19 protein-coding genes and 1 tRNA gene are annotated in these 24153 nt (G+C 63.3%); 9 read left to right on the top strand and 11 right to left on the bottom strand.

Going from position 1 to position 24153, the window contains the following annotated elements; translation table 11 throughout:
- Nucleotides 1–92: 92 nt before the first annotated feature.
- The 3 genes from dmeF to IEW00_RS12030 all read left to right on the top strand — a co-directional run bounded on the left by dmeF (nt 93) and on the right by IEW00_RS12030 (nt 2799).
- Nucleotides 93–1061 (top strand): CDF family Co(II)/Ni(II) efflux transporter DmeF, encoded by a 969-nt coding sequence (dmeF, locus tag IEW00_RS12040; protein WP_188514668.1) that lies wholly within the window; start codon nt 93–95, stop codon nt 1059–1061.
- A 48-nt stretch (nt 1062–1109) separates the two neighbouring features.
- The gene (tyrS, locus tag IEW00_RS12035) at nt 1110–2333 is read left to right on the top strand and encodes a tyrosine--tRNA ligase (RefSeq protein WP_188514667.1); all 1224 of its coding nucleotides are present in this window, start codon (nt 1110–1112) and stop codon (nt 2331–2333) included.
- Nucleotides 2334–2460: 127 nt separating this feature from the next.
- Nucleotides 2461–2799 (top strand): PilZ domain-containing protein, encoded by a 339-nt coding sequence (locus IEW00_RS12030; protein ID WP_188514666.1) that lies wholly within the window; start codon nt 2461–2463, stop codon nt 2797–2799.
- Nucleotides 2800–2960: 161 nt separating this feature from the next.
- Here IEW00_RS12030 and recG read toward each other — a convergent pair whose 3' ends face one another.
- Nucleotides 2961–5018, bottom strand: coding sequence for an ATP-dependent DNA helicase RecG (recG, locus tag IEW00_RS12025; protein ID WP_188514665.1), 2058 nt, complete (start codon nt 5016–5018; stop codon nt 2961–2963).
- Nucleotides 5019–5143: 125 nt separating this feature from the next.
- Between recG and IEW00_RS12020 the strand changes: the two genes are divergently transcribed.
- Entirely contained in the window at nt 5144–5410 is a 267-nt protein-coding gene (locus tag IEW00_RS12020; protein ID WP_188514664.1) for an FAD assembly factor SdhE, read from the top strand.
- Between the two features lie 26 nt (nt 5411–5436).
- The gene (mfd, locus tag IEW00_RS12015; protein ID WP_188514663.1) at nt 5437–8931 is read left to right on the top strand and encodes a transcription-repair coupling factor; all 3495 of its coding nucleotides are present in this window, start codon (nt 5437–5439) and stop codon (nt 8929–8931) included.
- Between the two features lie 111 nt (nt 8932–9042).
- Here the strand turns inward: mfd and IEW00_RS12010 are convergent, their stop codons facing one another.
- Nucleotides 9043–10671 (bottom strand): GGDEF domain-containing phosphodiesterase, encoded by a 1629-nt coding sequence (locus tag IEW00_RS12010; RefSeq protein WP_188514662.1) that lies wholly within the window; start codon nt 10669–10671, stop codon nt 9043–9045.
- A 126-nt stretch (nt 10672–10797) separates the two neighbouring features.
- On the opposite strand from IEW00_RS12010, the gene IEW00_RS12005 reads away from it, so the two are divergent.
- Both IEW00_RS12005 and IEW00_RS12000 read left to right on the top strand, forming a co-directional pair.
- Nucleotides 10798–11586: an NAD kinase gene (locus IEW00_RS12005; RefSeq protein ID WP_188514661.1), complete on the top strand. Its 789-nt coding sequence runs from the start codon at nt 10798–10800 to the stop codon at nt 11584–11586.
- 90 nt (nt 11587–11676) lie between these two features.
- A tRNA-Asn gene (locus IEW00_RS12000) sits at nt 11677–11751 on the top strand.
- Here the strand turns inward: IEW00_RS12000 and IEW00_RS11995 are convergent.
- From IEW00_RS11995 to radA, 9 genes are all read right to left on the bottom strand, one after another.
- Complete coding sequence (locus tag IEW00_RS11995; protein ID WP_188514660.1) at nt 11737–12141, bottom strand: type II toxin-antitoxin system VapC family toxin; 405 nt, start codon at nt 12139–12141, stop codon at nt 11737–11739. The two genes, IEW00_RS12000 and IEW00_RS11995, sit on opposite strands and share 15 nt — an antisense overlap.
- On the bottom strand, nt 12138–12395 hold the full coding sequence (locus tag IEW00_RS11990) for a type II toxin-antitoxin system Phd/YefM family antitoxin (RefSeq protein ID WP_188514659.1): 258 nt from the start codon (nt 12393–12395) through the stop codon (nt 12138–12140). Before IEW00_RS11990 ends, IEW00_RS11995 begins: the two co-directional genes overlap by 4 nt.
- Nucleotides 12396–12456: 61 nt before the next feature.
- Nucleotides 12457–13212 (bottom strand): sulfite exporter TauE/SafE family protein, encoded by a 756-nt coding sequence (locus tag IEW00_RS11985; RefSeq protein WP_188514658.1) that lies wholly within the window; start codon nt 13210–13212, stop codon nt 12457–12459.
- Nucleotides 13213–13218: 6 nt separating this feature from the next.
- Complete coding sequence (gene secA / locus IEW00_RS11980) at nt 13219–15942, bottom strand: preprotein translocase subunit SecA (RefSeq protein ID WP_188514657.1); 2724 nt, start codon at nt 15940–15942, stop codon at nt 13219–13221.
- A gap of 160 nt (nt 15943–16102) precedes the next feature.
- Nucleotides 16103–16381, bottom strand: a complete 279-nt coding sequence (locus tag IEW00_RS11975) for a hypothetical protein (RefSeq protein WP_188514656.1) — start codon at nt 16379–16381, stop codon at nt 16103–16105.
- 90 nt (nt 16382–16471) lie between these two features.
- Complete coding sequence (locus tag IEW00_RS11970; protein WP_188514655.1) at nt 16472–18241, bottom strand: monovalent cation:proton antiporter-2 (CPA2) family protein; 1770 nt, start codon at nt 18239–18241, stop codon at nt 16472–16474.
- A 24-nt stretch (nt 18242–18265) separates the two neighbouring features.
- Nucleotides 18266–18712 (bottom strand): iron-sulfur cluster assembly scaffold protein, encoded by a 447-nt coding sequence (locus IEW00_RS11965; protein ID WP_188514654.1) that lies wholly within the window; start codon nt 18710–18712, stop codon nt 18266–18268.
- Nucleotides 18713–18742: 30 nt separating this feature from the next.
- Nucleotides 18743–19246, bottom strand: coding sequence for a CvpA family protein (locus IEW00_RS11960; protein ID WP_188514653.1), 504 nt, complete (start codon nt 19244–19246; stop codon nt 18743–18745).
- 11 nt (nt 19247–19257) lie between these two features.
- A complete protein-coding gene (radA, locus tag IEW00_RS11955) occupies nt 19258–20637 on the bottom strand; it encodes a DNA repair protein RadA (protein ID WP_188514652.1) in 1380 nt (459 codons plus the stop codon).
- Nucleotides 20638–20768: 131 nt separating this feature from the next.
- Here radA and IEW00_RS11950 point away from each other — a divergent pair, with 131 nt between their 5' ends.
- Together IEW00_RS11950 and IEW00_RS11945 are read left to right on the top strand one after the other, a co-directional pair.
- Entirely contained in the window at nt 20769–23105 is a 2337-nt protein-coding gene (locus IEW00_RS11950; protein WP_188514651.1) for a patatin-like protein, read from the top strand.
- Between the two features lie 67 nt (nt 23106–23172).
- Entirely contained in the window at nt 23173–24078 is a 906-nt protein-coding gene (locus IEW00_RS11945) for a TraB/GumN family protein (protein ID WP_188514650.1), read from the top strand.
- The last annotated feature ends 75 nt before the right edge of the window (nt 24079–24153 follow it).

Here is a 24153-nt window from a genome sequence, read left to right as displayed (position 1 = left end):
CCCAGGGGTTGCACTGGCGGCGCAGGCCTGACAGAAACAGTTGCGCAGAACGGGGCCGAGCATCCCGGATCTGCCACCTGTCTGGAACCGCCATGCATCATGATGCCGCGCTCGAAAAACTGACCCACGATCACCGCTTTGCCGCCTCGGGTGAAGCGCGCAGCGAACAGCGCACCTTGTGGGTGGTTGCACTGACCACCGTCACCATGTTCGCCGAGATCGTTGGCGGTTGGCTTACAGGGTCAATGGCGCTGCTCGCCGATGGCTGGCATATGGGCAGCCATGTCGCGGCATTGGGGCTTGCCGCCTTCGCCTATCGCTTTGCCCGCACCCATGCGCAGGATCGGCGGTTTTCAATGGGTACCGGCAAGGTGGGATCGCTCACCGGGTTCAGCAGCGCATTGCTGCTCGGGGTAATCGCGCTGCTGATGATCTGGGAATCCGCCCATCGCCTCGCCGCGCCAGTATTGATCGATTATTCCGCAGCGATCATCGTGACGGTGATCGGGCTTGTCGTGAACGTTGCCAGCGCGTTCATGCTGAGCAGTCATGGGCACGATCACGGCCACAGTCACAACCATGGCCACGACCATCACCACCACCAAGATCACAATCTGCGCGCCGCCTATGTGCATGTGCTCACCGATGCGCTGACATCGCTGCTGGCGCTGGTCGCATTGATCGGTGGGTTGATGCTGGGGCTGGACTGGCTCGACCCGCTGATGGGTATCGTCGGCGCGGTCGTCATCCTTTGGTGGGCACGCGGGCTGATGCGCGAATGCGCCAGCGTGCTGCTCGATATGGAGGCCAACCCGGCAACCGCACAAACCATCCGCCACAGGATTGAGGCCGATGCCGACAACCGCGTGGTCGATCTGCATCTGTGGCAGGTCGGCACCGGACATTTCGCGCTGATCGTGTCGCTCGCCACCCACCACCCTCGCCCGCCCGAACATTATCGCGCGCTGCTCGATGGCATCGGCAACCTGTCGCATTGCACTTTCGAGGTGATCCCCTGTGACGACGCCCGCTGCCCGCCCGCTCAAGTCGCCGGTGCATGACAAGCGATCTTCCCGCCCGCGCTCATCGATGCTAAGCGCGCGGCCATCATGAGCCAGTACACATCCGATCTCTTGGCGCTGCTCGACGCGCGCGGCTATATTCACCAGCTGACCGACGGCGCAGCGCTCGATGCGCTTGCCGCCAAACAGATCGTGCCGGGCTATATCGGCTTCGATCCGACCGCGCCCTCGCTGCATGTCGGCCACCTTGTGTCGATCATGATGCTGCGCCAGTTACAGAAGGCAGGCCACAAACCCATCGTTCTGATGGGCGGCGGCACCGGCAAGATCGGCGATCCCAGTTTCAAGGACGAAGCGCGCAAGCTGCTGACGACCGACCTGATCGCGTCGAATGTCGCCTCGATCAAGCGCGTGTTCGAACGCTTCCTCACCTTTGGTGACGGGCCCACCGACGCGATCATGCTCGACAATGCCGAGTGGCTCGATCGTCTGGAGTACATTCCGTTTCTGCGCGACATCGGTCAGCATTTTTCGGTGAACCGGATGCTCAGCTTCGATTCGGTCAAGCTGCGGCTCGACCGCGAGCAGTCGCTGTCGTTCCTCGAGTTCAACTACATGATCCTGCAGGCGTACGACTTTCTCGAGCTGTCGCGCCGCGCCGATTGTCGTTTGCAAATGGGCGGCTCAGACCAGTGGGGCAATATCGTCAACGGCGTTGACCTTGCCAGACGTGTGGACGGCACGCAGGTGTTCGGGCTGACCACGCCGCTTCTGACGAACGCCGACGGCAGCAAAATGGGCAAGACCGTTGGCGGCGCCGTGTGGCTGAATGAAGACCAGCTCTCGCACCACGATTACTGGCAGTTCTGGCGCAACACCGCCGATAGTGATGTCGGGGTCAGGCTGCGGCTGTTCACCGACCTTCCGCTCGACGAGATCGCGCGGCTTGAAAAGCTCGAGGGCGCCGAGATCAACGACGCCAAGAAGGTGCTCGCCGATTCCGCGACAACGCTGTGCCGGGGAGCCGATGCGGCGCGCTCCGCCGCCGAAACCGCGCGCGCGACCTTCGAGCAGGGCCATGCCGGCGGTGACCTGCCGAGCATCCGCGTACCGGCTGACGGTCTGTCGATCGTCCAGGCGACCACCGGCCTGGGTTTCACCGTCTCGAACAAGGAAGCCAAGCGCAAGATCGAAGAAGGCGCGGTGCGGGTCAACGGCGATAAGGTCACGGTGTTCAACCATATGGTCATGCCCGGAGACACTGTGAGCCTTGGCCAGAAGAAGCATGGGCTGGTGATCGCAAACGCCTGATCGTCACCCGTCAGGGCGCGCATCCCCGTAGTTTTGCGGCGTAAACGGTCTTTTACAATTTACACTTTGTTCGCACTTTTGAATGATTATATAGATCGTTGAATAATGCCGGAACGGGTGGTCGAATATGTCCAGAGGAGCAAAACTCGCAGTGGTGGAAAAGCGTCATGCCGCGCGCCATGCGGTAAACCATGCGACTATTGCCGAGCATCGCCATCTGGGCGACATCAAGACGCATATCGTCAACATCTCCGCCAACGGCTTCATGACCGAAGGCGAAATGCCGCTGGCCAAGGGGGAGCGGATCACCGTACGTCTACCGGTCATCGGCCGCATCGAGGCGCATCTGATCTGGTCGCTGGGCGGCCGCAGCGGCTTCCAGCTCGAGCGCGTAATCCGGCTGAACGAATTCAATGAGATGATCGACGTGCTGGGATCGAACACCGGGCCGAATGGACGGCGTTGAAGCCGGCCCGGCCTGATCCAACAGTACGGATTTCTGCAACGCGCTGATACTTGAGCTAGCCGTTTTCCGGCGTAAGCCGGAATCCAGAGCGATGACAGAGTAACCTCGCCCCTGGCCTCCGGCTTTTGCCGGAGAACAGTTGTGCGTAAGACCGGACAGATCTATCCGCCCCGCAGCAGCTTCGCCCCATAGTCCCGCTCGAACAGATACAGCGCCACCCGTGCGGCCTGGCCGCGTTCGCTGTCGAGCCCGCCATCGCGATCCATCAGCAACCGGGCATCGTCGGTTGCGGTCGCGATCAGCCGCTGGACCTGTTCGGGCGTGGCGATGCGGAACGCGCCATCGCCCGACTGCCGCGTCCCCAGCAATTCGCCGCCACCGCGCAGGCGCAAGTCTTCCTCGGCGATGTGAAATCCGTCCTGGCTTGACCGCATCAGCGCCAGACGCGCGCGCGCGGTTTCGCTCAAGGCACTTCCGCGCAGCAGCACGCACACCGATTTCTGGTCGCCCCGACCCACCCGGCCGCGCAGCTGGTGCAACTGTGCGAGGCCGAAACGCTCGGCCGCCTCGATCACCATCAGCGTTGCGTTAGGCACGTCCACCCCCACTTCGATCACCGTCGTCGCAACCAGCAGCGCGGTCTTGCCGCTGGCAAAGTCCGCCATCATCGCATCCTTGCGCTCGGCGGGCATCTGGCCGTGGACCAGTGAAACCTTGCCGGGAAACCGCTCGCCCAATTGCGCCGCACGCGTCTCGGCGGCGGCCAGATCGCTGGTTTCGCTGTCCATCACCAAGGGGCACACCCAATACGCCTGCCCGCCGCGCTCGATATGCCGGCCCAGCCCGTCGACGATCTCGGACAACCGCTCGTCCGCGATCACCCGCGTCTCGATTGGCTGGCGCCCCGGCGGCAGCTCGTCGAGCCGTGAAACGTCCATCTCGCCGTAATGACTCAGCGTCAGCGTGCGCGGGATCGGCGTGGCAGTCATTGCCAGCAGATGCGGGGTCGCCCGGCCCTTTTCCTGCAGCATCAACCGCTGCGACACGCCGAACTTGTGCTGCTCGTCGATCACCGCGAGCGCGAGGTTCTTGTAGCGCACCGCATCCTGGAACAATGCGTGCGTGCCGATGACGATCTGGATCGACCCATCGGCCATCCCCATCAGCGTCGCTTCGCGCGCGCGGCCCTTGTCGCGCCCGGTCAGCACCGCGATGCTCACCGGAAGCCCCGAGAGCATCCGCGAGATGGTATCGAAATGCTGCCGCGCCAGGATTTCGGTTGGCGCGAGCAACGCCGCCTGCCCGCCGCATTCCACGGTGTTGAGCATCGCCATCACCGCGACCAGGGTCTTGCCCGCGCCGACATCGCCCTGCAGCAACCGCAGCATCGGCACGCCTTGCGCCATGTCGCCTGCAATCTCCCTGATCGTACGCTGCTGCGCACCGGTCAGCGCAAACGGCAGCCGCAACGCATCGCGCAGATGGCCATCGCCCTGCAGCGCGATCCCTTTGCGTTTGCGGTTGCTCTGCCGGATCAACGCAAAAGCGAGCTGGTTGGCGAAGATTTCGTCGTACGCCAGCCGCTCGCGGGGAAGTTCGTCCATTCCCTGATGTGCGTCGGCCAGCGCTTCATGCCAGCCGGGCCAGTCCTGCTTGGCGATCAGCGACGGTTCGATCCATTCGGGCAAAGGCGGCATCAGCGACAATGCCTGCGCGGCCAGCGAGGCGACCCGCTTCTGCCCCAGCCCTTCGGCCAGCGGATAGACCGGCTCGGCCTCGCCGATCTGGTCGGCGTCCTCGGGGGCGACGACATGATCGGGGTGGACGATCTGCCACGCCTCGCCCCATATCTCGAGCCTGCCTGCCGCCAGTCGGGTCTCGCCCAGTGGCCAAAGCTTCCTTGCCCAGCCGGGATTGCCACCGAAATACACCAGCGCGATGTGGTTGCCGATGCTGTCCTCCGCCATCACCCGGGTCGGCCCGCGGCCCGGGCTGCTGCGGTATCCGGTGGCGGTCAGCGCGATAATGATCTGCTCACCGGTGCCTGCCTGATCGGCATTGCCCACCGACCGCCTGCGGATAAACCCGGTGGGCAGGTGATAGGCCATGTCCTTCACCCGCGCGATTCCCAGCCGCGCAAACGGTTTCTGCAGGCTCACGCCGACGCCCTTGAGGGTTTCGATCTCGGCGAATGCGGGGTTGAGTATATCGGGGCGCATGGCTATCGCAAAAAAAGCGGTCACCTTTTGTGCCGCTGGCTGAAGTCTTGCCTCACCTCTTAGGCAGACACGGCCTGACCCGCAAGTGAACCCCCAAGGCAAGCTGCAAGCGAAGGACCCAAGCGATGGACCGCGAAACCCGATTGCGCCGCCTGGCCTTTCGCGCCTGGCACCGTGGTACCCGTGAGGCCGATTTCATGATCGGCGGATTTTTCGATCGTTACGGCAACGACTGGTCGGACGAGGACCTGACGTGGTTCGAGGCGCTGATCGAGGAGCAGGATGTCGACATCATGGCCTGGGCGATCGGTACGCTGCCCGTACCCGATAACTTTGCCGGGCCGCAGATGGACGCCATGCGCAAGCTCGATTTCATCAACATCCCGCGCTGACCCGGACAACAGGCACCTTACAGAACATGGACAGTATCAGCAGGATTTTGGCAGCGGTAACCCCGCTGACGCTGGCAGGCGTTGCACCGGGTGCATTGCCGTTGCTGCTTGCCGATCTGGCGCGCGCTGCAGCTGCGCGCAAATCAGGCGGGCGGGTGGTTTTCATCGCGCCCGACGATTCGCTGATGCATGCGGTGGCGGAAACCGCTCCATTCTATGCGCCCGATCTCGAGGCGATCGAGTTCCCCGCATGGGACTGCCTGCCCTATGACCGCGCCTCACCCTCGTTGGCGATCACCGCGCGGCGGTTGAAGGCGCTGTGGACACTGCAGCAGCCCGCAGGTGGCCCGCAATTGCTGGTTACCACGGTCAACGCCGTCGCGCAGCGCACGCTCACCAACTTCCGCATCCGCCAGATCGGCGCCGAGCTCAAACCCGGAATGGTGGTCGAGCGCGAGGCGCTGATCGCAAAGCTGGTACGGCAGGGTTATGCCCGCACCGACACCGTCGCCGATTCGGGCGAGTTCGCGGTGCGCGGCAACCTCATCGACATCTTCCCCGCCGGGATGGACAGTGGCCTCAGGCTCGATTTCTTCGGTGACGAGCTCGATTCGATGCGCGCTTTCGATCCAGGTACGCAGCGTTCGACCGAACGCGTCGCGCGGCACATCCTGCTGCCGGCCTCCGAAGTGCTGCTCGATACCGACAGCATCAAGCGCTTCCGCAGCGCCTATCGCGAGACCTTCGGCGCGAATGCCACCGGCGATCCATTGTACCAGGCGATCAGCGACGGCCGCAGGCTCGCTGGCATGGAGCACTGGCTGCCGATGATCGAAGAACGGCTCGACACGCTGTTCGATCATCTCGAAGATAATGATCTCATTCTGCGCGATGCGGGAGCGGATGCCGCCGCCGAACAACGCTTCGAGAGCATCACCGACTATCACGCCAACCGGACCCGCGGGAACGAGGACAAGACCGGCAGCTACCGCCCGTTGAAGCCGACCGCGCTGTATCTGATGGCCAAGGAATGGCGCACGCTTGCAGCAGATACGCCGGTGCACCTCGTCAGCAGCCATGACGAGCCCGAATCGACGACCGTGCTGGGCCTCGGCTATCGGGCTGCACGCGACTTTGGCGCGGAGCGCGCGCGCGGCGACAACATCTACACCGCTGCTGCCACGCACATCGATCAGTTGCGCGCGGCGAGCAAGGGCGCGATCGTCGCGAGCTATTCGGAAGGCTCGCGCAGCCGCCTGCTCGGGCTGCTCAAGGATCATGGTCTTGCCCGGATGGCGCTCGCTGCCAGCTGGCAGGAAGCGCTGGGCCAGGCCGCCACCGGCATGGCCGCTATGGTCGTGCTGCCGCAGGACCACGGCTTTGCCACCGACCGCTACGAGCTGCTCTCCGAACAGGACCTGCTGGGCGATCGGCTGGTGCGGCGACGCAAGAAACGCAAGTCCGCCGATGCCTTCCTCGCCGAGCTGCAGTCGCTGTCGCAGGGCGATCTCGTCGTGCATATCGACCACGGCGTCGGGCGTTACGAAGGCCTGGTGTCGATCCCGGTCGGCAAGAGCCCGCACGATTGCGTCTGGCTGACCTATTCGGGTGGCGACAAGCTCTACGTCCCGGTAGAGAACATCGACGTGCTCACGCGCTACGGCTCGGAGAGCGACGGGGTTCCGCTCGACAAATTGGGTGGCGAAGCCTGGCAGCGTCGCCGCGCAAAGCTCAAGGAGCGCATCCAGGCGATCGCGGGCGAGCTGATGAAGACCGCAGCGGAACGCGCGTTGCGCACCGCCGACGTCGCCGAGATCGATCCAGGCACCTATGCCAGCTTCGTCGATCGCTTCCCTTACGAGGAAACCGAGGACCAGGAGCGCGTCATTGCCGAAGTGCTCGAGGATCTGGCGTCGGGCAAGCCGATGGACCGGCTGGTGTGCGGCGATGTTGGCTTCGGCAAGACCGAGGTTGCAATGCGCGCCGCGTTCACCGCCGCGATGGCGGGGATGCAGGTCGCGATCATTGCACCGACCACGTTGCTTGCGCGCCAGCACTACACCAACTTCGTCGAGCGCTTCCAGAACTTCCCGCTGATCACCGGCCGCCTATCGCGGCTGGTGACCGCAAGCGAGGCCAAGGCGACCCGCGAGGAGCTGGCCACGGGAACCACCGATATCGTGATCGGCACGCATGCGCTGCTCTCCAAAACCGTCGAGTTCAAGCGGCTGGGGCTGGTGATCATCGATGAGGAACAGCGTTTCGGCGTCGTCCACAAGGAGCGGCTGAAGTCCTTGAAGGCCGATGTCCATGTGCTGACGCTGACCGCCACCCCGATCCCGCGCACGCTGCAGATGGCGATGAGCGGGCTGCGCGAGCTCTCGGTGATCCAGACCCCGCCGGTCGACCGGCTCGCGGTGCGTACCTATGTGATGCCCTGGGACCCGGTGGTGATCCGCGAGGCACTGCTGCGCGAGCATTATCGCGGCGGCCAGTCCTATTTCGTCGCGCCGCGGATCAGCGACCTCGACAAGCTTGGAGAGTTCATCCGCGACGAGGTTCCCGAAATCCGCCACATCATGGCGCATGGCCAGATGGCGCCGTCCGAGGTCGAGGAGCGGATGAGCGCGTTCTACGACCGCAAGTACGATGTGCTGCTGTCGACAACGATCGTCGAATCGGGGCTCGACATCCCTAGCGCCAACACGCTGATCATCCACCGGGCCGACACCTTCGGACTGGCGCAGTTGTACCAGCTGCGCGGGCGCGTGGGCCGGTCGAAGACTCGCGCGTATGCGTATCTCACGACACCTGAAAACCGGGTGCTGACCGAGACCGCCGACAAGCGCCTCAAAGTGCTCGGCGACCTCGATACACTGGGTGCGGGCTTCCAGCTCGCCAGCCACGATCTCGATATCCGCGGCGCGGGCAATCTGGTCGGAGACGAACAGTCAGGTCATATCCGCGAGGTCGGGTTCGAGCTCTATCAGTCGATGCTCGAGGAGGCGATCCTCGAGGCCAAGGCGGGAGGATTTGCGCTCGACCTGCCGCGCCAGAAGTTCTCGCCGCAGATCACCGTCGATGCACCGATCCTGATCCCCGAGGATTACGTCCCCGATCTGGCGGTGCGGATGGCGCTGTATCGGCGGATGAACGACCTTACCAGCGGCCCCGAGATCGAGGCGTTCGCCGCCGAGATGATCGACCGGTTCGGCGCGTTGCCCGAGGCGACAACCAACCTGATCAAGCTGATCGAGATCAAACAGAACTGCATCGCGGCGTGCGTCAGCAAGATCGACGTCGGCGCACGTGGCGCGCTGGTCAGTTTCCACAACGACAGCTTCCCCGACGTGCCGGGGCTGCTGGCCTATGTCGAACGGCTCAACGGCATCGCCAAGCTGCGCCCCGACCAGAAGCTGATGATCCAGCGGGTGTGGAGTGATCCGGCGTCACGGATCAACGGATTGATCCAGCTTTCCAAGGGCTTGGCGGGGATATTGAGGAAGAAGGCGAGGGCGTAAGAATACGGCTCAGCTATACTCCGTTCTCCGGCGAAAGCCGGAATCCAGGAGCGGCTACAGTGCGAACCTGCCCCTGGATTCCGGCTTTTGCCGGAAAACGAAAAATGGGCCTCAGTGTTGCGATAACGCATCCCGCGCAAATTCCGCAAACACATCCGCCTCCACCGCCTTGCCGCGCAGGAAGCCCTGGAAATAGTCGCAGCCCTCCTCGCGCAGCGCCTCGAGTTGCGCCTCGCTCTCTACCCCCTCGGCGATCACCTTGAGATTAAGCGCTTTTGCCATCGCGATGATCGAGCGGACAATGATCCGGTCTGCCTCGGCCCCGCCGATATCGCGGGTCATCGCGTGATCCAGCTTGAGGTAATCGAGCGGCAGGCGCTTGAGGTACAGCAGGCTGGAATAGCCAGTACCGAAATCATCCACCGCGATCCTGACGCCTGCCTCGCGCAGGCTGGCAAAGCGTACTGCTGCCCGCTTCAGATCGGGCACCAGCGCGGATTCGGTCATCTCCAAGGTCAGCCGCCGGGCATCGAAGCCCGAAGCTGCGATCATGGCGAGTTCGCGGGTAGCAAATCCTTTCTCACCAAGGTCTTCTGCCGTAATGTTGAGAGAAAGTCGGAGTCCGGCCAACGGCCCGGTCCACCCCGATGCCTGCTCCATTGCCCGCACACGGATATGCCGCGACAGCAGCCGCGTGAAATCCGCCTTGTCGGCGATCGCAAACAGCGTGCCCGCGCCGATCTCGCCATGCTGGGGATGCTGCCAGCGGGCCAGCGCCTCGGCACCGGTGATGTTCCCACTGTCCACCGCGAACTGCGGCTGGAACAGCACCGTGATCTCGTTGCGCTCGATGGCATGGACGATCTCCTGCTCCAGCCGGTAACCGCTTTCAGGTGCATTGTCCGACTGTCGGTCTGCCCAGCGCACGGGTTCTGCTGCGCTCTCGCGCGCCGTGGCCAGCCCTGCCGAAAGCCGGTCCAGCAACGAAAGCGGGCTTTCGTCGGGCCGGGCGATCGCCAATGCGGCGCGCGCGGTGAGCCGCAACCGGTGCCCTGCTGCATCCAGTGGTTCCGATATCACGCGCAGCAGGCGTTCGGCCGTGACCTGCCAGCCCACCCGCTCCTCAGGCATCACATGCGCAACCAGAAAATCCCCGCCAGACAATCTCAGCGTCAGCGCTGTTCCACCCTGCAGCCGTGCGCTGTGCCGCGCCAGCCGCTGTTCGATCGCTTCGAGCGCCACATCGCCCACGGCCGCGCCATAGGTGGCGTTGATTGCCGACATCCGGCGCAGACCGATCAGGATCGCATGCAGCCTACCCTCGCCAGCTTGCGCCAGCGCAGCCAGTCGCAGATGCACATCATCCCCGATGTCCGCATCGACGCTCAGCAGGCGATGGATCAGCACCAGCTGCAGCCGCAGCGCCGCATCGCTGATCGGCCCGACCAGGCAGTGGGTGGCACCGGGGATGCCATGTGGCAGCCTGTCAGCCTGCTCGGCAGAGCACAGCAACAGTGTCGGGCCGGTATGACTGCATTGCACCGATGGCAAGGTTGCCATGCCGTCCCAGCGCAGATCGAGGATCGCAAGGTCGGCATCGCGCGCTGTGGCCTGATCATAGCCTGCGGCCGAAAGCGCAGTCACCAGCGCAGGGTCGAACGGCCCCTCGCCAAGGGTGCGCCAGCTGGGCCGTCGCTGCTGATCGGCAGTGCTCGTCAGATCCCGCTCCTGTAGAAACATGATGGTTTGCTGGCGCCCCGGCCCCAAAAAGTGCCTCTGGGTTGGACAGCAGGCCGCGTCAAGAATGATTGGCGCATTACCACGGATCAGTTAAGACCCGGTGCACTATCCCTTGGGGTGCTGTTTATGCCGACTTCGGTTCTCGATCGCAAAATCGCGCTGGCCGTGTCTCCCACCGAGCGGGCGCGCAAGGCCGCGCGCGAGGTGCAGGCTGCGCACGAATGGGCGGCGCTTGAAGACGCCGATATCGTCGTTGTCATGGGCGGCGACGGCTTCATGCTGCAGACACTCCACCAGATGCTCGAGCGCGGTAAGATCGTTCCGGTCTATGGTTTGAACCTGGGCACCGTCGGCTTCCTGATGAACCTGTGGCGCAGCGGCGACAGCATCCAGCGCAGACTTGAACAGGCGCAGGCGTTCGAGGTGCTGCCACTGTCGATGACCGCGACCACCATGTCAGGCGAGCGCGTCACCTACCCCGCAATCAACGAGGTGTCGCTGCTGCGCGAGACCCGCCAGACCGCCAAGCTCGAGGTCAGCGTCAACGATGCGGTGCGAATCAGCGAACTGGTCTGCGACGGCGTGCTGGTGGCGACACCTGCCGGATCGACCGCCTACAATCTGTCCGCAAATGGCCCGATCCTGCCCCTGGGATGCGGAATGCTGGCACTGACCCCGATCAGCCCGTTTCGCCCGCGGCGCTGGAAAGGGGCGCTGCTCCCCGATTCATCCAAGATCTCGTTGCGGGTGCTGGAACCCGGGAAACGCCCGGTCAGCGCGGTCGCGGACCAGCGAGAAGTCCGCGACATTCGCGATATCCAGATCGCCATCGATCCCAATCGCCGCCTGTCGCTGATGTTCGATCCGGGGCACAGCCTCGACGACCGCATTTCGGCTGAACAATTTATCGTCTGACAGGTCAAGCAGACGCTTGCCAAACCAAAAAACCCAGTGCTATAGGCGCGCTTCCTCTGGAGGGCATCGCTCTCTTTGAGGGCAGGGCATTCCCCGATAGCTCAGCGGTAGAGTAGGTGACTGTTAATCACTTGGCCGTAGGTTCGAATCCTACTCGGGGAGCCAGCCTTTGCAAAGTGCGCTGGCGATGTCAGTTTTCGTGAAATCATTGCCAATATAAAGCAGCGGGCAACTGCGGTCCTTGGCGACCTGATAGGCAAAGCAGTCGCCAAAGTTGAGCGCTGCCGGGTGGATACCCTTGCCCCATAAGCCAAAGCTGTCGGCGACCCGACGCGCGAAATCCTCGGTCACCGCAACAATCTCAAAACCCAGCCCGGCGATCAGCTGTATCATCTCTGGCCGAACGTTCCGCCCCGCAGAAACGATCAGCGCTTCAGTCGAGGTGGCTGCCGACAAAAGCAGGCGCTGGTCTGTTGCCAGTATCGCTGCGCACGGCGAAGCCTGCGCTTCGTTGAGCACAATCGCCATCAGCGCCGACGTATCGACTGCAATCACTGTGGCAGGCCATCGTCGCCGTATAAATGATCTTGGCTTTGCGCGGCGGACGGTCCCGGCAATACCTGGGTTGGGCCGACCTTCCGTATCGCGTCCAGAACCGCTCTGCGGGACCTAGCGCTCTGGACCGGCGCAACTGGCACGATCCGGACGATGGCATGGCCATGGCGGGTCAACACGACCTCCTCGCCTGCCTCCGCCCGCCTGACGAGGTCAGTCAATTGCGCCTTCGCGTCGGTTACCGAGACATCCATGCTGCCCTCTGGATTTGAGTGGTCAGCAATATTTAGACTATGCGATGGTCCAGATCAAGTCTCAGGCGCCAAACCGCTGCCACAGCAACTGCGCTGCGACATACACGATCAGCGCAGCCGTCCCGTAGCGGATGACCTTTTGCGGCAGCAGGCGCGCGCCGATGTGGCTGCCGACCTGCCCTCCGGCAAAGACCGCGAGGAACAGCGGCCAATAGGCGGATATGGCCTCAGGTGTCGCCGCGGCGTCCTGCTTCATCAACTGGCCCGCCAGGCCTGCCAAGGAGTTGACCAGGATGAAGACGCTGGCGCTGGCGGCTATCTGGCGCGCACTTGCCCAGCGCAAAAGGTGCAGGACCGGCGCGAGGAAAATGCCACCGCCGATCCCGACCATGCCGCTGAAAAATCCCACCGCCATGCCGATCGGCGCACCAACCCATGGCAGGCGTGGATGGCCTGGTGCAATCGCATCGCCGTGCTCTCGCTGCACCAGCATGACAATGCCTGCCAGCAGCAGCGCAGAGCCCAGCAGCAAGATAAAAAACGGTTTGTCCACCAGCAGCCTGCCGCCTGCCCACGCACAGGGGGCTGACAGGACCAGAATGGGCCAGAGCGCGCGCCAGGGTACCTGCCCTGCCCGCGCAAAGCGAATGGTACCCCCGGTGACCACGATCAGGTTGCACAGCAATGCGATCGCCGGCAGCAGCCGGTAATCGGTATCGGCGAGCACCAGCAGCGCGTTATAGGTCGATCCGCCGCCAAAGCCGACCGACGCATATAACAGGGCTGTCAGCGCAAACCCGCCAGCCAGCCCCCACATCGGCTATCAGGCCGCCTTGCCGTGACAGTGCTTGTACTTGCGGCCAGATCCGCACGGGCAAGGTGCGTTGCGGCTGATTTCACCGCTGAACAACTCCTCTGATGCTTCGGGCATCGGCGACTGGCGTGGTGGGAGCGTGGTCGCCACGGTTCCCAGCGTCCCGCCATCGATATCTGCGCTGTTATCCTCGCCGGTGAACGGATCGAAGTGCGTAGTCAGGAAATCGGGGAGCTCGGGGAGCGCAGGGACTTCGGGCTCGCGGATCTCCAGGCTCATGATCGTACCGGTGACATCCTCGCGGATCACCTCGAGCATCCGCTCAAACAGGCCGAACGCCTCGCGCTTGTACTCGTTGATCGGGGTCTTTTGTGCATAGGCGCGCAGGAACACCACCTGACGCAGCGCATCGAGCGTGGCCAGATGCTCCTTCCAGTGATGGTCGAGGCTTTGCAACAGCACCGATTTCTCGATCGAGCGCCACATGCCTTCCTCGACCTCCGCCGCCTTGTCGGTCACCTTGGCCTCGGCCATCTCGCGGATACGCTCCTCGATCATGTCGGGCTCGATCACGTCTTCCTGCAGCCAGGCGTCGATGTCGGGTTCGATGCCCAGCACTTCGGACACGCGCGCCTTGAGGCCGGGAACGTTCCACTGCTCGGGGTATGTGCCCGGAGGGCAGGCTTCGCCGACAATGGTGTTGACGGTGTCGTTGCGCATATCGAGCACGACATCATCGACAGCGTCTGCATCCATGATCTCGGCGCGCTGTTCGTAGATCACCTTGCGCTGATCGTTCATCACGTCATCATATTCGACGACCTGCTTGCGAATGTCGTAGTTGCGCGCTTCGACCTTCTTCTGCGCGGTCTCGATCGCCTTCGAGAGCCATTTGGAGCCGATCGCCTCGCCATCGGCGAGGTTGTTCTTCATCATCCGCGAGAACAGGGTGTCGGGCCCGAAGATGCGCAGCAGGTCATCTTCCAGGCACAGATAGAAGCGCGACAGGCCGGGATCCCCCTGGCGGCCCGAACGGCCGCGCAGCTGGTTGTCGATGCGGCGGCTTTCGTGGCGTTCGGTGCCGAGCACGAACAGGCCGCCGGCTTCGAGGACCTTCGCCTTTTCGGCGGCGACCTCTGCCTTGATGGCGGCGATCGCGGCATCGCGCTCGGGGCCTTCGGGCATGTCGCGCAGTTCGTCATCGATCCGGTATTCGACATTCCCGCCCAGCTGGATATCGGTACCGCGACCCGCCATGTTGGTGGCGATGGTCACCGCGCCCATGCGTCCGGCCTGCGCCACGATCCGCGCTTCCTGTTCGTGGAAACGCGCGTTGAGCACGCTGTGCGGTACGCCTTCCTTGGTGAGATACTCGGACAGCAGCTCGGACTTCTCGATCGACACCGTGCCGACCAGCACCGGCTGGCCGATCAGGTTCTTTTCGCGAATGCCCTTGGCAATCGCCTGGAACTTGTCGGCGGTGTTCTTGTAGAACTCGTCCTCCTCATCAATCCGGCGAATGGGATTGTTGGTCGGGATGGTGACGACGTTCATCTTGTAGATGTCGAAGAATTCGGCCGCTTCGGTTGCCGCGGTGCCGGTCATGCCCGAAAGCTTGGGGTACATGCGGAAATAGTTCTGGAAGGTGATCGAGGCGAGCGTCTGGTTTTCCGGCTTGATCTGGACGCGTTCCTTGGCCTCGACCGCCTGGTGCAGGCCGTTCGACCAGCGACGGCCATCCATCATGCGCCCGGTGAACTCGTCGATGATGACGATCTGATCGTCCTTGACGATATAGTCGATATCGCGCTTGAACATCACATTGGCCTTGAGCGCCTGATCGAGGTGATGAACGATCTGGGTGTTCTCTACATCGTAGAGGTTGCTGCCTTCCAGCAGGCCTGCCTCTTCGAGCAGACGTTCGGCCTTTTCGGTACCGTCCTCGGTCAGGATAACCGAGCGGGACTTCTCGTCCTTCTCATAGTCTCCGTCATCGAGCTTGAGCACGATCGCATCGACCGCGATGTACATCTCGGATTTGTCGTCGGTCGGACCCGAGATGATCAACGGGGTGCGGGCTTCATCGATCAGGATCGAATCGACCTCATCGACCACCGCGAAGTTGTACGGGCGCTGCACCATCTGGCTGCGCTCGTGCTTCATGTTGTCGCGCAGGTAATCGAAGCCCAACTCGTTGTTGGTAGCGTAAGTGATGTCCGCCGCATACGCATCGCGCCGCGCCGCTTCGCCCAGATTGGGAACGATCACGCCGGTGGTCAGACCCAGGAAACGATAGACCTGGCCCATCCACTCGGCATCGCGTGCAGCGAGGTAATCGTTGACGGTGACGACGTGAACGCCCTTGCCCTCGATGGCATTGAGATAACAGGCGAGCGTCGCGACTAGGGTCTTGCCCTCGCCGGTGCGCATTTCGGCGATCTCACCCCGGTGCAGCGTAATCCCGCCGACCATCTGCATGTCGAAGTGGCGCATGCCCAGGGTGCGGACCGAGGCTTCGCGAACGGTTGCGAAGGCCTCGGGCAGGATGTCATCGAGCGTTTCGCCGGCGGCGAGCCGATCCCGGAATTTCTGCGTCTGGCCGCGCAGGTCATCGTCGGACAATGGAGTAATCTGCGGCTCGAAAGCGTTGATCTTGTCGACGATCTTGAGCAGGCCTTTGATATAGCGGTCGTTGGCGGACCCGAAAAGCGATTTGGCAATGGCGCCGAGCATGGCGATAATTCCTTAGATAAAACGGGATGTGAATATGCCGACGCGCGCAATAAGGGCGGTATGGCAAGGCCTTGGTGAAGGCTTGGAAAGGCTTGCGTTGCAGCCCTTGGGCGCACGCGAAATGCTGCATTGGTAAAAGGCAGCCGTCAGGACGTAACGCTTATTGCAACAACCGATCGGACCGGTGGACCGTGGCCGTGACTGCAAAAGTCGCGGGCTTAGACGCCCAGCGCATCGCCGGGAGCGATGCGAGCACGAGCGGTAGTACGGAGGCGATCAGCAGAACCGCTGCAATGGCGATGTTTGGGCGGGTATCGTCGCCGTTCCAGGCGCCCCGCAGCGCGCCTTCACCCTCTGCGATCGCTGGTTCCGACACTCGCACGCCATCGGTCACCGTAAAACCGGTCAGAATGGCGAGTAAGGCGAGAAGCAGCTTCACGTGACGATGTTTATCCCTGGCGAGCCCGGTACATAGGCACTGGCGGCGGCTTCGTCCAATGTTTTGCAAGGGCCAATGCAGATCACGCGCTTAGCCAATTTCGGGATCGAATGCCTGTGAATCGAGTGCGCCAAAGCTCAAGTGCTTGCCCGCATGCATACTGCCCTGCTCCATCTGCAACTCCAGACGCTCACAATCGCGTTTGCGGAATTCCTCCACGACACGATCGGCCAGGATCGGATCGATCCCGGTGCGCAGCAGCGCAGTATGCGCCAGCTTGACCGAGGATTCGAACAATTCGCGCTGGGCCGCAGCAATCGGTGCGTGCTTGAGCGCGAGCAACTGGCGCCGGTCATTCGCACGGACGAAAATCTGTGCCTCAGGGAATGCATGCGCGACGGGGGCTATCTGGTCAGGCCCGAAATCCTTGTCATCCATGCAGAACAGCAACGCGCTGGCCTGCTCGGCACCAGCGCGGCGCAACAGATCGATCCGCGTACCATCGCCATAGAACACCTTTCGGCCGAACTCGCCGCTCAACCGGATCTGGTCGGGGTTGATGTCGATCAGCGTCACCGAAATGTTCGCCCCTGCAAAGATCTGCGCGACCGCTTGTCCGAACCGGCCATGGCCGATGACGATCGCGCTCGACTGGCGGGCAAGTTCAGGGTCGTCCATGTCCTCGGTGCACGACCCGCGCACGCCGCCAAACAGCCGGGTGGCGAGCATCAGGAACGGCGTGGTTGCCATCGACAGGGTAACGATCGCGCCGAACCGGCTCGCGGCTTCGGGCGCGATCAGCAATGCAGCCTGCGCCTCGGCAAACAGCACAAAGGCAAATTCGCCGCCCTGGCTGAGTAGCAACCCGAGCACGAACGCCGCGCGGTTCTCCATCCCAAAGGCCTTGGCGAGGCCGAAGATGATGGCGACCTTGATCGCCACCAGCGCCAGCGCCATCGTCACGATGAACATCGGGTCAGCCAGGATGACGCCCAGATCGAGCATCATCCCGACGCCGAGGAAAAACAGCCCGAGCAGGATCGAGCGGAACGGGTCGATATCGGCCTCGAGTTCGTGCCGGAAGGGCGAATCTGCCAGCATCACACCAGCAACGAACGCGCCCAAGGCTGCCGAAATGCCGATCGAATGCATCAGCGCAGCACTGCCGAACACCGCAAACAGTCCGGCGACGATGAAAAGCTCGCGCTCGGCAACCTTTCCGATCAGCTTGAGCAGTGGCGCCAGACCATAGCGCCCGGCGGCGACCAACCCGGCGATGGCCGCCAGCGCATAGATTGCGGTCAGCCAACCCGGCGTCTGCGGACCGGTCTGCGGAGCGCGCGACATCGCTGCGATAATGGTCAGCAGCGGGACGATCGACAGGTCCTGAAACAGCAGGATCGAAAATGCACGTTCGCCAGTAGGGGTGTTGAGACGCCCCTGTGATTGCAGCAAAGGCAGCACCTGCGCGGTCGATGACAGCGCGAGTGGCAGGCCCAGACCCAAAGCCGCACCCCAGCTCGACCCGGTCACGAAATAGACGAACACCGCGAGCGCTACACCACACAAGGCCACCTGCGACAGACCCAGGCCAAAGATGTCCCGCTTGAGCTGCCAAAGCCGCTGTGGCGCAAGCTCGAGCCCGACCAGGAACAGCAGCAACACGATGCCGATCTCGGCAAAGCTGACGATCAATTCAGGATCGGCGACCAGTTGCAGAACCTCGGGCCCGATGATGATCCCGCCGACCAGATAGCCCAGCACCGCACCCAGCCCCAGCCTTCGGAACAGCAGCACAAAGCCCAATGCCGCTGCCAGCAGCACGGTGCCTGACAGGAAAATGTCGCCCCCATGGTCCATCAGGCACGTTCCCTCAGTAAGGTTTCATCGGCTCGCGTCCGCCCCTGGTGCATCCAGCGCCGCAACGACCGCGCGCCAGGGCAACAGGATGGAACCATGGCGCGCCGGATAAGGCAAGGCACTCGCCAGATGCTGTGTTCCCGGCCAGTCACCCGGATCGGCGCACTCGCCGGCAAAAAACGCGGTCAGCGCATCGCGCGCGGCAATCAATGCGGCGCGGTCCTGTCCTGTGACATGATCCGCCAGTACCGCCGCAGATGCCTGGCCGAGCGCGCAGGCGTGGGCGTCGACACCAAAACGTGCGACATTCCCCGCAGCGTCGAGTTCAACCCCGACGCGCACCACAGACCCGCAGCTTTGCGAACGCAATTCGGCCTGGCAGGAGAGATCGTCCTGCATCGGCCAGTCGATTAGCGATACCGCCAGCGACAGGATGTCGGGCGTGTACAGCACCCTGCCCGCACCGCTCATCGTCCTGTGCTCACGGCGAGGGGTGCAAGTTTACTCATCGCCGAGAATCTGCTGATAATCATACAGGCTCACCAGCGCAGTACCGCTGGCGTTGAGCAGCGGGAATGTACGGCTTTCGGTTATCCATGCGGGCTGTCCTTCGCCGGGCCAGATGATGTCATGGACCATGGTGATCAACAGATAGGCCAATGTTGCCAGGATCAAACCCTTGAGCGCGCCAAAGCCAAAGCCCAGAACCCGGTCGATGGGTCCGAGCACAGATTTGCGGGTTCGCGTGCGCAGGCTGCTGGCGATCAATTTGCCCAGCAGGTAAACGCCCATATAGATGCCGACCAAAGCCAGCGCCGCTGCGCCGCTATCGTTGCCGACGGGTTCCTTGAGCATCGCTGTGACCGGCGAATGAAACAACCGCAGTGCGAAGATTCCCGCCACCCACGCGATCAGCGAGACCGCCGCATGGACGAAGCCGTTCACGAAGCCCAGAATCGCACCGCCCGCAAGCAGCGTCAGCACGATGATATCAAATGCGGTCATGGCAAATTGCGCTAGTTTCGGCCAAGCAGTTGGTCAACGAGATTTGCCAATCGGGCGTAGGAAGTCAGCCGCATTCCGCTGCTGTCCCCTGCTCCTTTTGCCGTCACACTGGCAGGCACCAGCGCCTTTTCGAAGCCCAGCTTGGCCGCCTCGCGCAGCCTCAGCCCGGCATGCGCAACCGGACGCAACTCGCCCGACAGCGAAAGCTCGCCGAACACGATCGTGCCGCTGCCGATCGGGCGCTCGGAGAGAGCCGAGATCAGCGCGGCAGCAACCGCCAGGTCGGCCGCGGGGTCCGACAGGCGATAGCCGCCCGCGATGTTGAGATAGACCTCTGCGGTCGAGAAGCTTAGCCCGCAGCGCGCCTCGAGCACCGCGAGCACCATCGCCAGCCGCCCCGAATCCCACCCGACAACCGCCCGCCGCGGGGTAGCCCCGCTCGACAGCCGCACCGTCAGTGCCTGGATCTCGACCAGCACCGGACGCGTCCCTTCAAGTGCGGGAAAAACCGATGTGCCGGGCATCTGCGCGTCGCGATCGCTCAGGAACAGGCTCGAGGGGTTGCCCACTTCGGACAGACCCTCTTCCTCCATCGCGAACACGCCGATCTCGTCGGTCGCGCCAAAGCGGTTCTTGATCGATCGCAGGATCCGGTACTGGTGGCTGCGCTCGCCCTCGAAGCTCATGACCGTATCGACCATGTGCTCGAGGACGCGCGGCCCGGCGATACTGCCATCCTTAGTGACGTGCCCGACGAGGATCACCGCGCAGCCGGTTTCCTTCGCGAACCGGATCAGTTCCTGCGCCGATGCGCGCACCTGGCTGACCGTACCGGGCGCACCTTCGATCAGATCGCTGTGCATTGTCTGAATCGAATCGATCACCAGCATGATCGGGGGTGCCATCGCGCGCAGCGTCGTCAGGATATCGCGCACCGATGTCGCCGAGGCGAGATCGATCGGCGCGTCGGCGAGGCCCAGCCGCTTTGCGCGCAGCCGCACCTGATCGGCCGCTTCCTCACCGCTGATGTAAACGACATGGCTGCCCGCCTTGGCCATGTTGGCCGATGCCTGCAGCAGTAGCGTGGATTTGCCAATGCCCGGGTCGCCGCCCATCAGCACGGCCGATCCCGCGACCAGTCCGCCGCCAAGCGCGCGATCGAATTCGGCGATACCCGTGGGAATCCGCGGCGGGAGCGCAACCGCACTGTCGAGCCGCGACAGCACGATCCGGTGCCCGCCGGTCTGCAGATCATGCCGTGCCGAATATGCAGTTGGCGCGGTCTGTTCGACCAACGTGTTCCATTCATTGCAATCGGCGCACTGGCCCTGCCAGCGGGTCGCAACGCTGCCGCATGCCTGACAGACGTAAGTTTTCCGGGGCTTTGCCATGGCTGCGGCATAGCTTGAACAAAACTGGAACGCAATTGCCGCTTTGCGCTTGCCATCGGGCGTAACTTGGATAGCTTTGCGACGAATGCCCGCACGGGTTACCGTTACGATAAAAGGTCCGCGCCAGCCACATGCGCCAGAAGGAACTCCGCATTGCCCTGGTCTGCTACGGCGGCATCAGCCTTGCGGTCTACATGCACGGCATCACCAAGGAAATCTGGCGTGCAACCCGGGCCAGCCGCAATTTCCATGCAGGCGATCCCCCGGCCAGCGGTAGCCAGGGGGTGTACCGCGCGCTGTTCGAAACGATCGCCGACCATTCGCAGGTCAAGCTCCGGCTGCTACCCGACATCATCGCCGGGGCGAGTGCGGGGGGCATCAACGGCGTTTTCCTGGCGCAGGCGCTGGCCAGCGGGCAATCGCTTGAGCCGCTGACCCGGCTGTGGCTCGAATGCGCGGACATCGACCAATTGCTTGATCCCGATGCGCGGCCCTGGTCGCGATTCACCAAGTTCTGGGCGCAGCCTCTGGTGTGGCTGTTGCTGCGCCGACCCGGCGGCGCGCTCGACCGCACTGTCGCACCCGAGGCACGCAGCGAGGTGCGCACCAAGCTTTCGCGCCTGGTGCGCGCACGCTGGTTTGCACCACCGTTCAGCGGTATCGGGTTCTCCGCGCTGCTCTACGATGCGCTCGAAGCCATGGCGGCAACGCCTGCCGGGCCAAGGCTGGTTCCCATCGGCCAGCCGCTCGACCTGTTTGTCACGGTTACCGACTTTAGGGGGCGCCTCGAACGGTTGCGGCTCAACAGCCCGGCCGAGGTGGTAGAGACCGAACACCGGCTGTCGATCGGCTTTCGCTATCTGCGCGGGCGCGACGACGCACTGGCCGATCCTGCCGAGCTCGTCTTCGCCGCGCGTGCCACCGCGAGCTTCCCGGGTGCGTTTCCCCCGTTCAATGTAGGTGAGATGGACAGGATGCTGGTGAAGCGCGACAAGCTGTGGCCGGGGCGCGAGCGTTTCCTCCGCCGCATTTTTCCCCAGCATCATCTGGACGGGCATGCCGAGACCGCCGTGCTGATCGATGGATCGGTGCTGGCCAACGCGCCGTTCGCCCAAGCCATCGACGCGCTGAGGAACCGACCTGCGCACCGCGAGGTCGACCGGCGCTTTGTTTATATCGATCCCAAGCCCGATATCGTCCGCAATATGGACCAGGCGCAGGACCGTGACGCGATGGGGCAGCGATTGCCCGGCTTCTTCTCGACGATCTTCGGCGCACTATCCGATATCCCGCGCGAACAGCCGATTCGCGACAACCTCGAAGGGATCGAGCGTCGCACCAGCCGGGTTCGCCAGATGCGCATGATCACCGATTCTCTGCGCACCGAGGTTGAGGAAACGGTGAGCAAGCTGTTCGGTTATACGCTGTTTCTCGACAGCCCGACCCCGCGCCGGCTGACCAACTGGCGCAACAAGGCGCAGGATCGCGCCGCGCATATGGCAGGCTTTGCCTATGCATCGTATGGCCAGCTCAAGCTGGCCTCTATCATCGAGGACATCGTCGATACGCTGCGCCGTGCCCATCAGGGACCCAAGGCGCTGTATGCGGAACGGCTGCGCGAGGCGATCAGCGCAGAGCTGCGCCGCACCGGGCTCGATCATCTCTCTGGCAAGGGGGGCGGGGCGAGCGATGCCGCGATAATTTTTTTCCGCACCCAGGATATGGGTTTCCGCATCCGCCGCCTGCGTTTTCTCGCGCGGCGGCTGGGCGAAGACATCGCACAAACGGGCCGCACTCCGCCCGAAGCGGTCGTGGCGATGCACGACACACTCTACACCTGCCTCTCGCATTATCTGGAACGCGAGACAGCCGACATGCTGGGCCAGGACTTCGCCGATATAGCCGCGTCGGCAATCGACAACCCCGGACTGGCGATATCCGAACTTGCGGCCCGACGCGATCTGCGCGCGGCCGATGCCATCGTCGATGAACAGCTTGCCAGTGCCCTCGCGATGCTGCCCAAGGCCAGCCGCCGATCGATGCTGCTCGCCTATCTGGGCTTTCCTTTCTACGACATCGCGACGCTTCCGCTGCTGCAGGGTGAAGCGCAGAACGAGTATGATTTGATCAAGGTCGACCGGATTTCGCCCGACGACGCGCAGTCGATCCGCAAGGGCGGTGCGGATGCCACGCTCAAGGGCATCGAGTTCAACAGCTTCGGCGCATTTTTCAGCCGAAGCTATCGCGAGAACGACTATCTTTGGGGCCGATTACATGGTGCCGAGCGGCTGATCGACATCATCGCCTCGGCTCTGCCCCCCGAAGCTCCCTTGCCAGTGGCTGTGCTCGCGGATTTCAAGCGCCGGGCATTCCTTGCGATTTGTGACGAGGAAGAAACGGTCCTGACGACAGACCCGCAACTGGTCCCGGCGATCCGGCGCGAAATAGAGGCCGCATTCGCCGAATGAGCCGCCGACACTACGCTCTGCCCAACACCGGTTCCCTTTGCGCACCACCATCCCTAATTAGGGCCGCATGAACCATGTCCTGACCCGCTGGCTGATGTTGCCGCTGCTGCTGCTTGCCCAGGCGTGCAGCGCGTTTCCATCAATGGCGGCGTGGGATGGTCCCGACAAAGGCACCCCAGCGCTGTGGCACGTCGAGGGTCCCGACGGTGAGGCGTGGCTGTTCGGCGGCATCCATGCGTTGCCCGCAAACATCAAATGGATCACGCCGCGGATGAAAAAGGCGATGGATGCCAGCGACCGGCTGGTGCTCGAGGTCGTAGGGCTTGAGGACTCGGCCGAGATCACCCGGGTGTTCCAATCCATGGCCAACAGCGAAGGGCAACCCCCGCTTGCCGAGCGCTTGCCGCCCGATCTGCGGGCAGCCGGTGAAAAGCTGCGCGAGAAGGGCCGGGTCAACCCCGCCAAGTTCGAAACGCTCGAGAGCTGGGCCGCAGCCATCACGCTGGCGGGCGCGGCTACCGCCAACCTCGATATGGTGCGCGAAGCAGGGGTCGAGCGCGTGCTCGCCAAGCGCTATCGCAGCCGTGACAAGGCGGTGATCGGGTTGGAAACCCCTGCCCGCCAGTTTACCTATTTCGACGAACTTCCAGAGGACGACCAGCGCGCGATGCTGATCAGCGTCATCGCCGATGCGGAAAACGCACCTGCGGCATACCGTGAGATGGTGACTGGCTGGCTCGCTGGCGATACCGCCAGGTTGGCCGAGGCCGCCAACCGCGGGTTGCTTCAGCGCCCACAGATCCGCGAGCAGATCCTGGTCCGCCGGAACCGTGACTGGGCCGGTCAGATCACCGATATGCTCAAGCTGGGGGCACGTCCGTTCGTCGCGGTGGGGGCAGCGCATCTGGCCGGGGACGATAGCGTCCAGGCTTTGCTCGAGGCGCAGGGCTATACCGTCACTCGGCTGCAATAGCATTGCCCGCCAGAAAGCTTGCATTTGGGCGTGGTCACGCCTAAGGGCATGCGCTTCCCCGATGTCATGGTCATC

This window comes from Blastomonas aquatica (genome assembly GCF_014639875.1).
In the GTDB taxonomy this organism is placed as follows: Bacteria; Pseudomonadota; Alphaproteobacteria; order Sphingomonadales; family Sphingomonadaceae; genus Blastomonas; species Blastomonas aquatica.
Note: the sequence above shows the minus strand (reverse complement) of the source record. Positions and strands in the feature narration are given on the sequence as shown.

What these genes read in the sequence shown, in the direction of transcription:
- IEW00_RS11990 (WP_188514659.1), bottom strand. Translation starts at nt 12,395, where the DNA reads ATGGATGTCTCGGTAACCGACGCGAAGGCGCAATTGACTGACCTCGTC.
- recG (WP_188514665.1), bottom strand. Translation starts at nt 5,018, where the DNA reads ATGCGCCCCGATATACTCAACCCCGCATTCGCCGAGATCGAAACCCTC.
- IEW00_RS11950 (WP_188514651.1), top strand. Translation starts at nt 20,769, where the DNA reads ATGCGCCAGAAGGAACTCCGCATTGCCCTGGTCTGCTACGGCGGCATC.
- tyrS (WP_188514667.1), top strand. Translation starts at nt 1,110, where the DNA reads ATGAGCCAGTACACATCCGATCTCTTGGCGCTGCTCGACGCGCGCGGC.
- mfd (WP_188514663.1), top strand. Translation starts at nt 5,437, where the DNA reads ATGGACAGTATCAGCAGGATTTTGGCAGCGGTAACCCCGCTGACGCTG.
- IEW00_RS12020 (WP_188514664.1), top strand. Translation starts at nt 5,144, where the DNA reads ATGGACCGCGAAACCCGATTGCGCCGCCTGGCCTTTCGCGCCTGGCAC.
- IEW00_RS11970 (WP_188514655.1), bottom strand. Translation starts at nt 18,241, where the DNA reads ATGGACCATGGGGGCGACATTTTCCTGTCAGGCACCGTGCTGCTGGCA.
- IEW00_RS11965 (WP_188514654.1), bottom strand. Translation starts at nt 18,712, where the DNA reads ATGAGCGGTGCGGGCAGGGTGCTGTACACGCCCGACATCCTGTCGCTG.
- IEW00_RS12030 (WP_188514666.1), top strand. Translation starts at nt 2,461, where the DNA reads ATGTCCAGAGGAGCAAAACTCGCAGTGGTGGAAAAGCGTCATGCCGCG.
- IEW00_RS12010 (WP_188514662.1), bottom strand. Translation starts at nt 10,671, where the DNA reads ATGTTTCTACAGGAGCGGGATCTGACGAGCACTGCCGATCAGCAGCGA.
- IEW00_RS11960 (WP_188514653.1), bottom strand. Translation starts at nt 19,246, where the DNA reads ATGACCGCATTTGATATCATCGTGCTGACGCTGCTTGCGGGCGGTGCG.
- dmeF (WP_188514668.1), top strand. Translation starts at nt 93, where the DNA reads ATGCATCATGATGCCGCGCTCGAAAAACTGACCCACGATCACCGCTTT.
- IEW00_RS12005 (WP_188514661.1), top strand. Translation starts at nt 10,798, where the DNA reads ATGCCGACTTCGGTTCTCGATCGCAAAATCGCGCTGGCCGTGTCTCCC.
- radA (WP_188514652.1), bottom strand. Translation starts at nt 20,637, where the DNA reads ATGGCAAAGCCCCGGAAAACTTACGTCTGTCAGGCATGCGGCAGCGTT.
- secA (WP_188514657.1), bottom strand. Translation starts at nt 15,942, where the DNA reads ATGCTCGGCGCCATTGCCAAATCGCTTTTCGGGTCCGCCAACGACCGC.
- IEW00_RS11985 (WP_188514658.1), bottom strand. Translation starts at nt 13,212, where the DNA reads ATGTGGGGGCTGGCTGGCGGGTTTGCGCTGACAGCCCTGTTATATGCG.
- IEW00_RS11945 (WP_188514650.1), top strand. Translation starts at nt 23,173, where the DNA reads ATGAACCATGTCCTGACCCGCTGGCTGATGTTGCCGCTGCTGCTGCTT.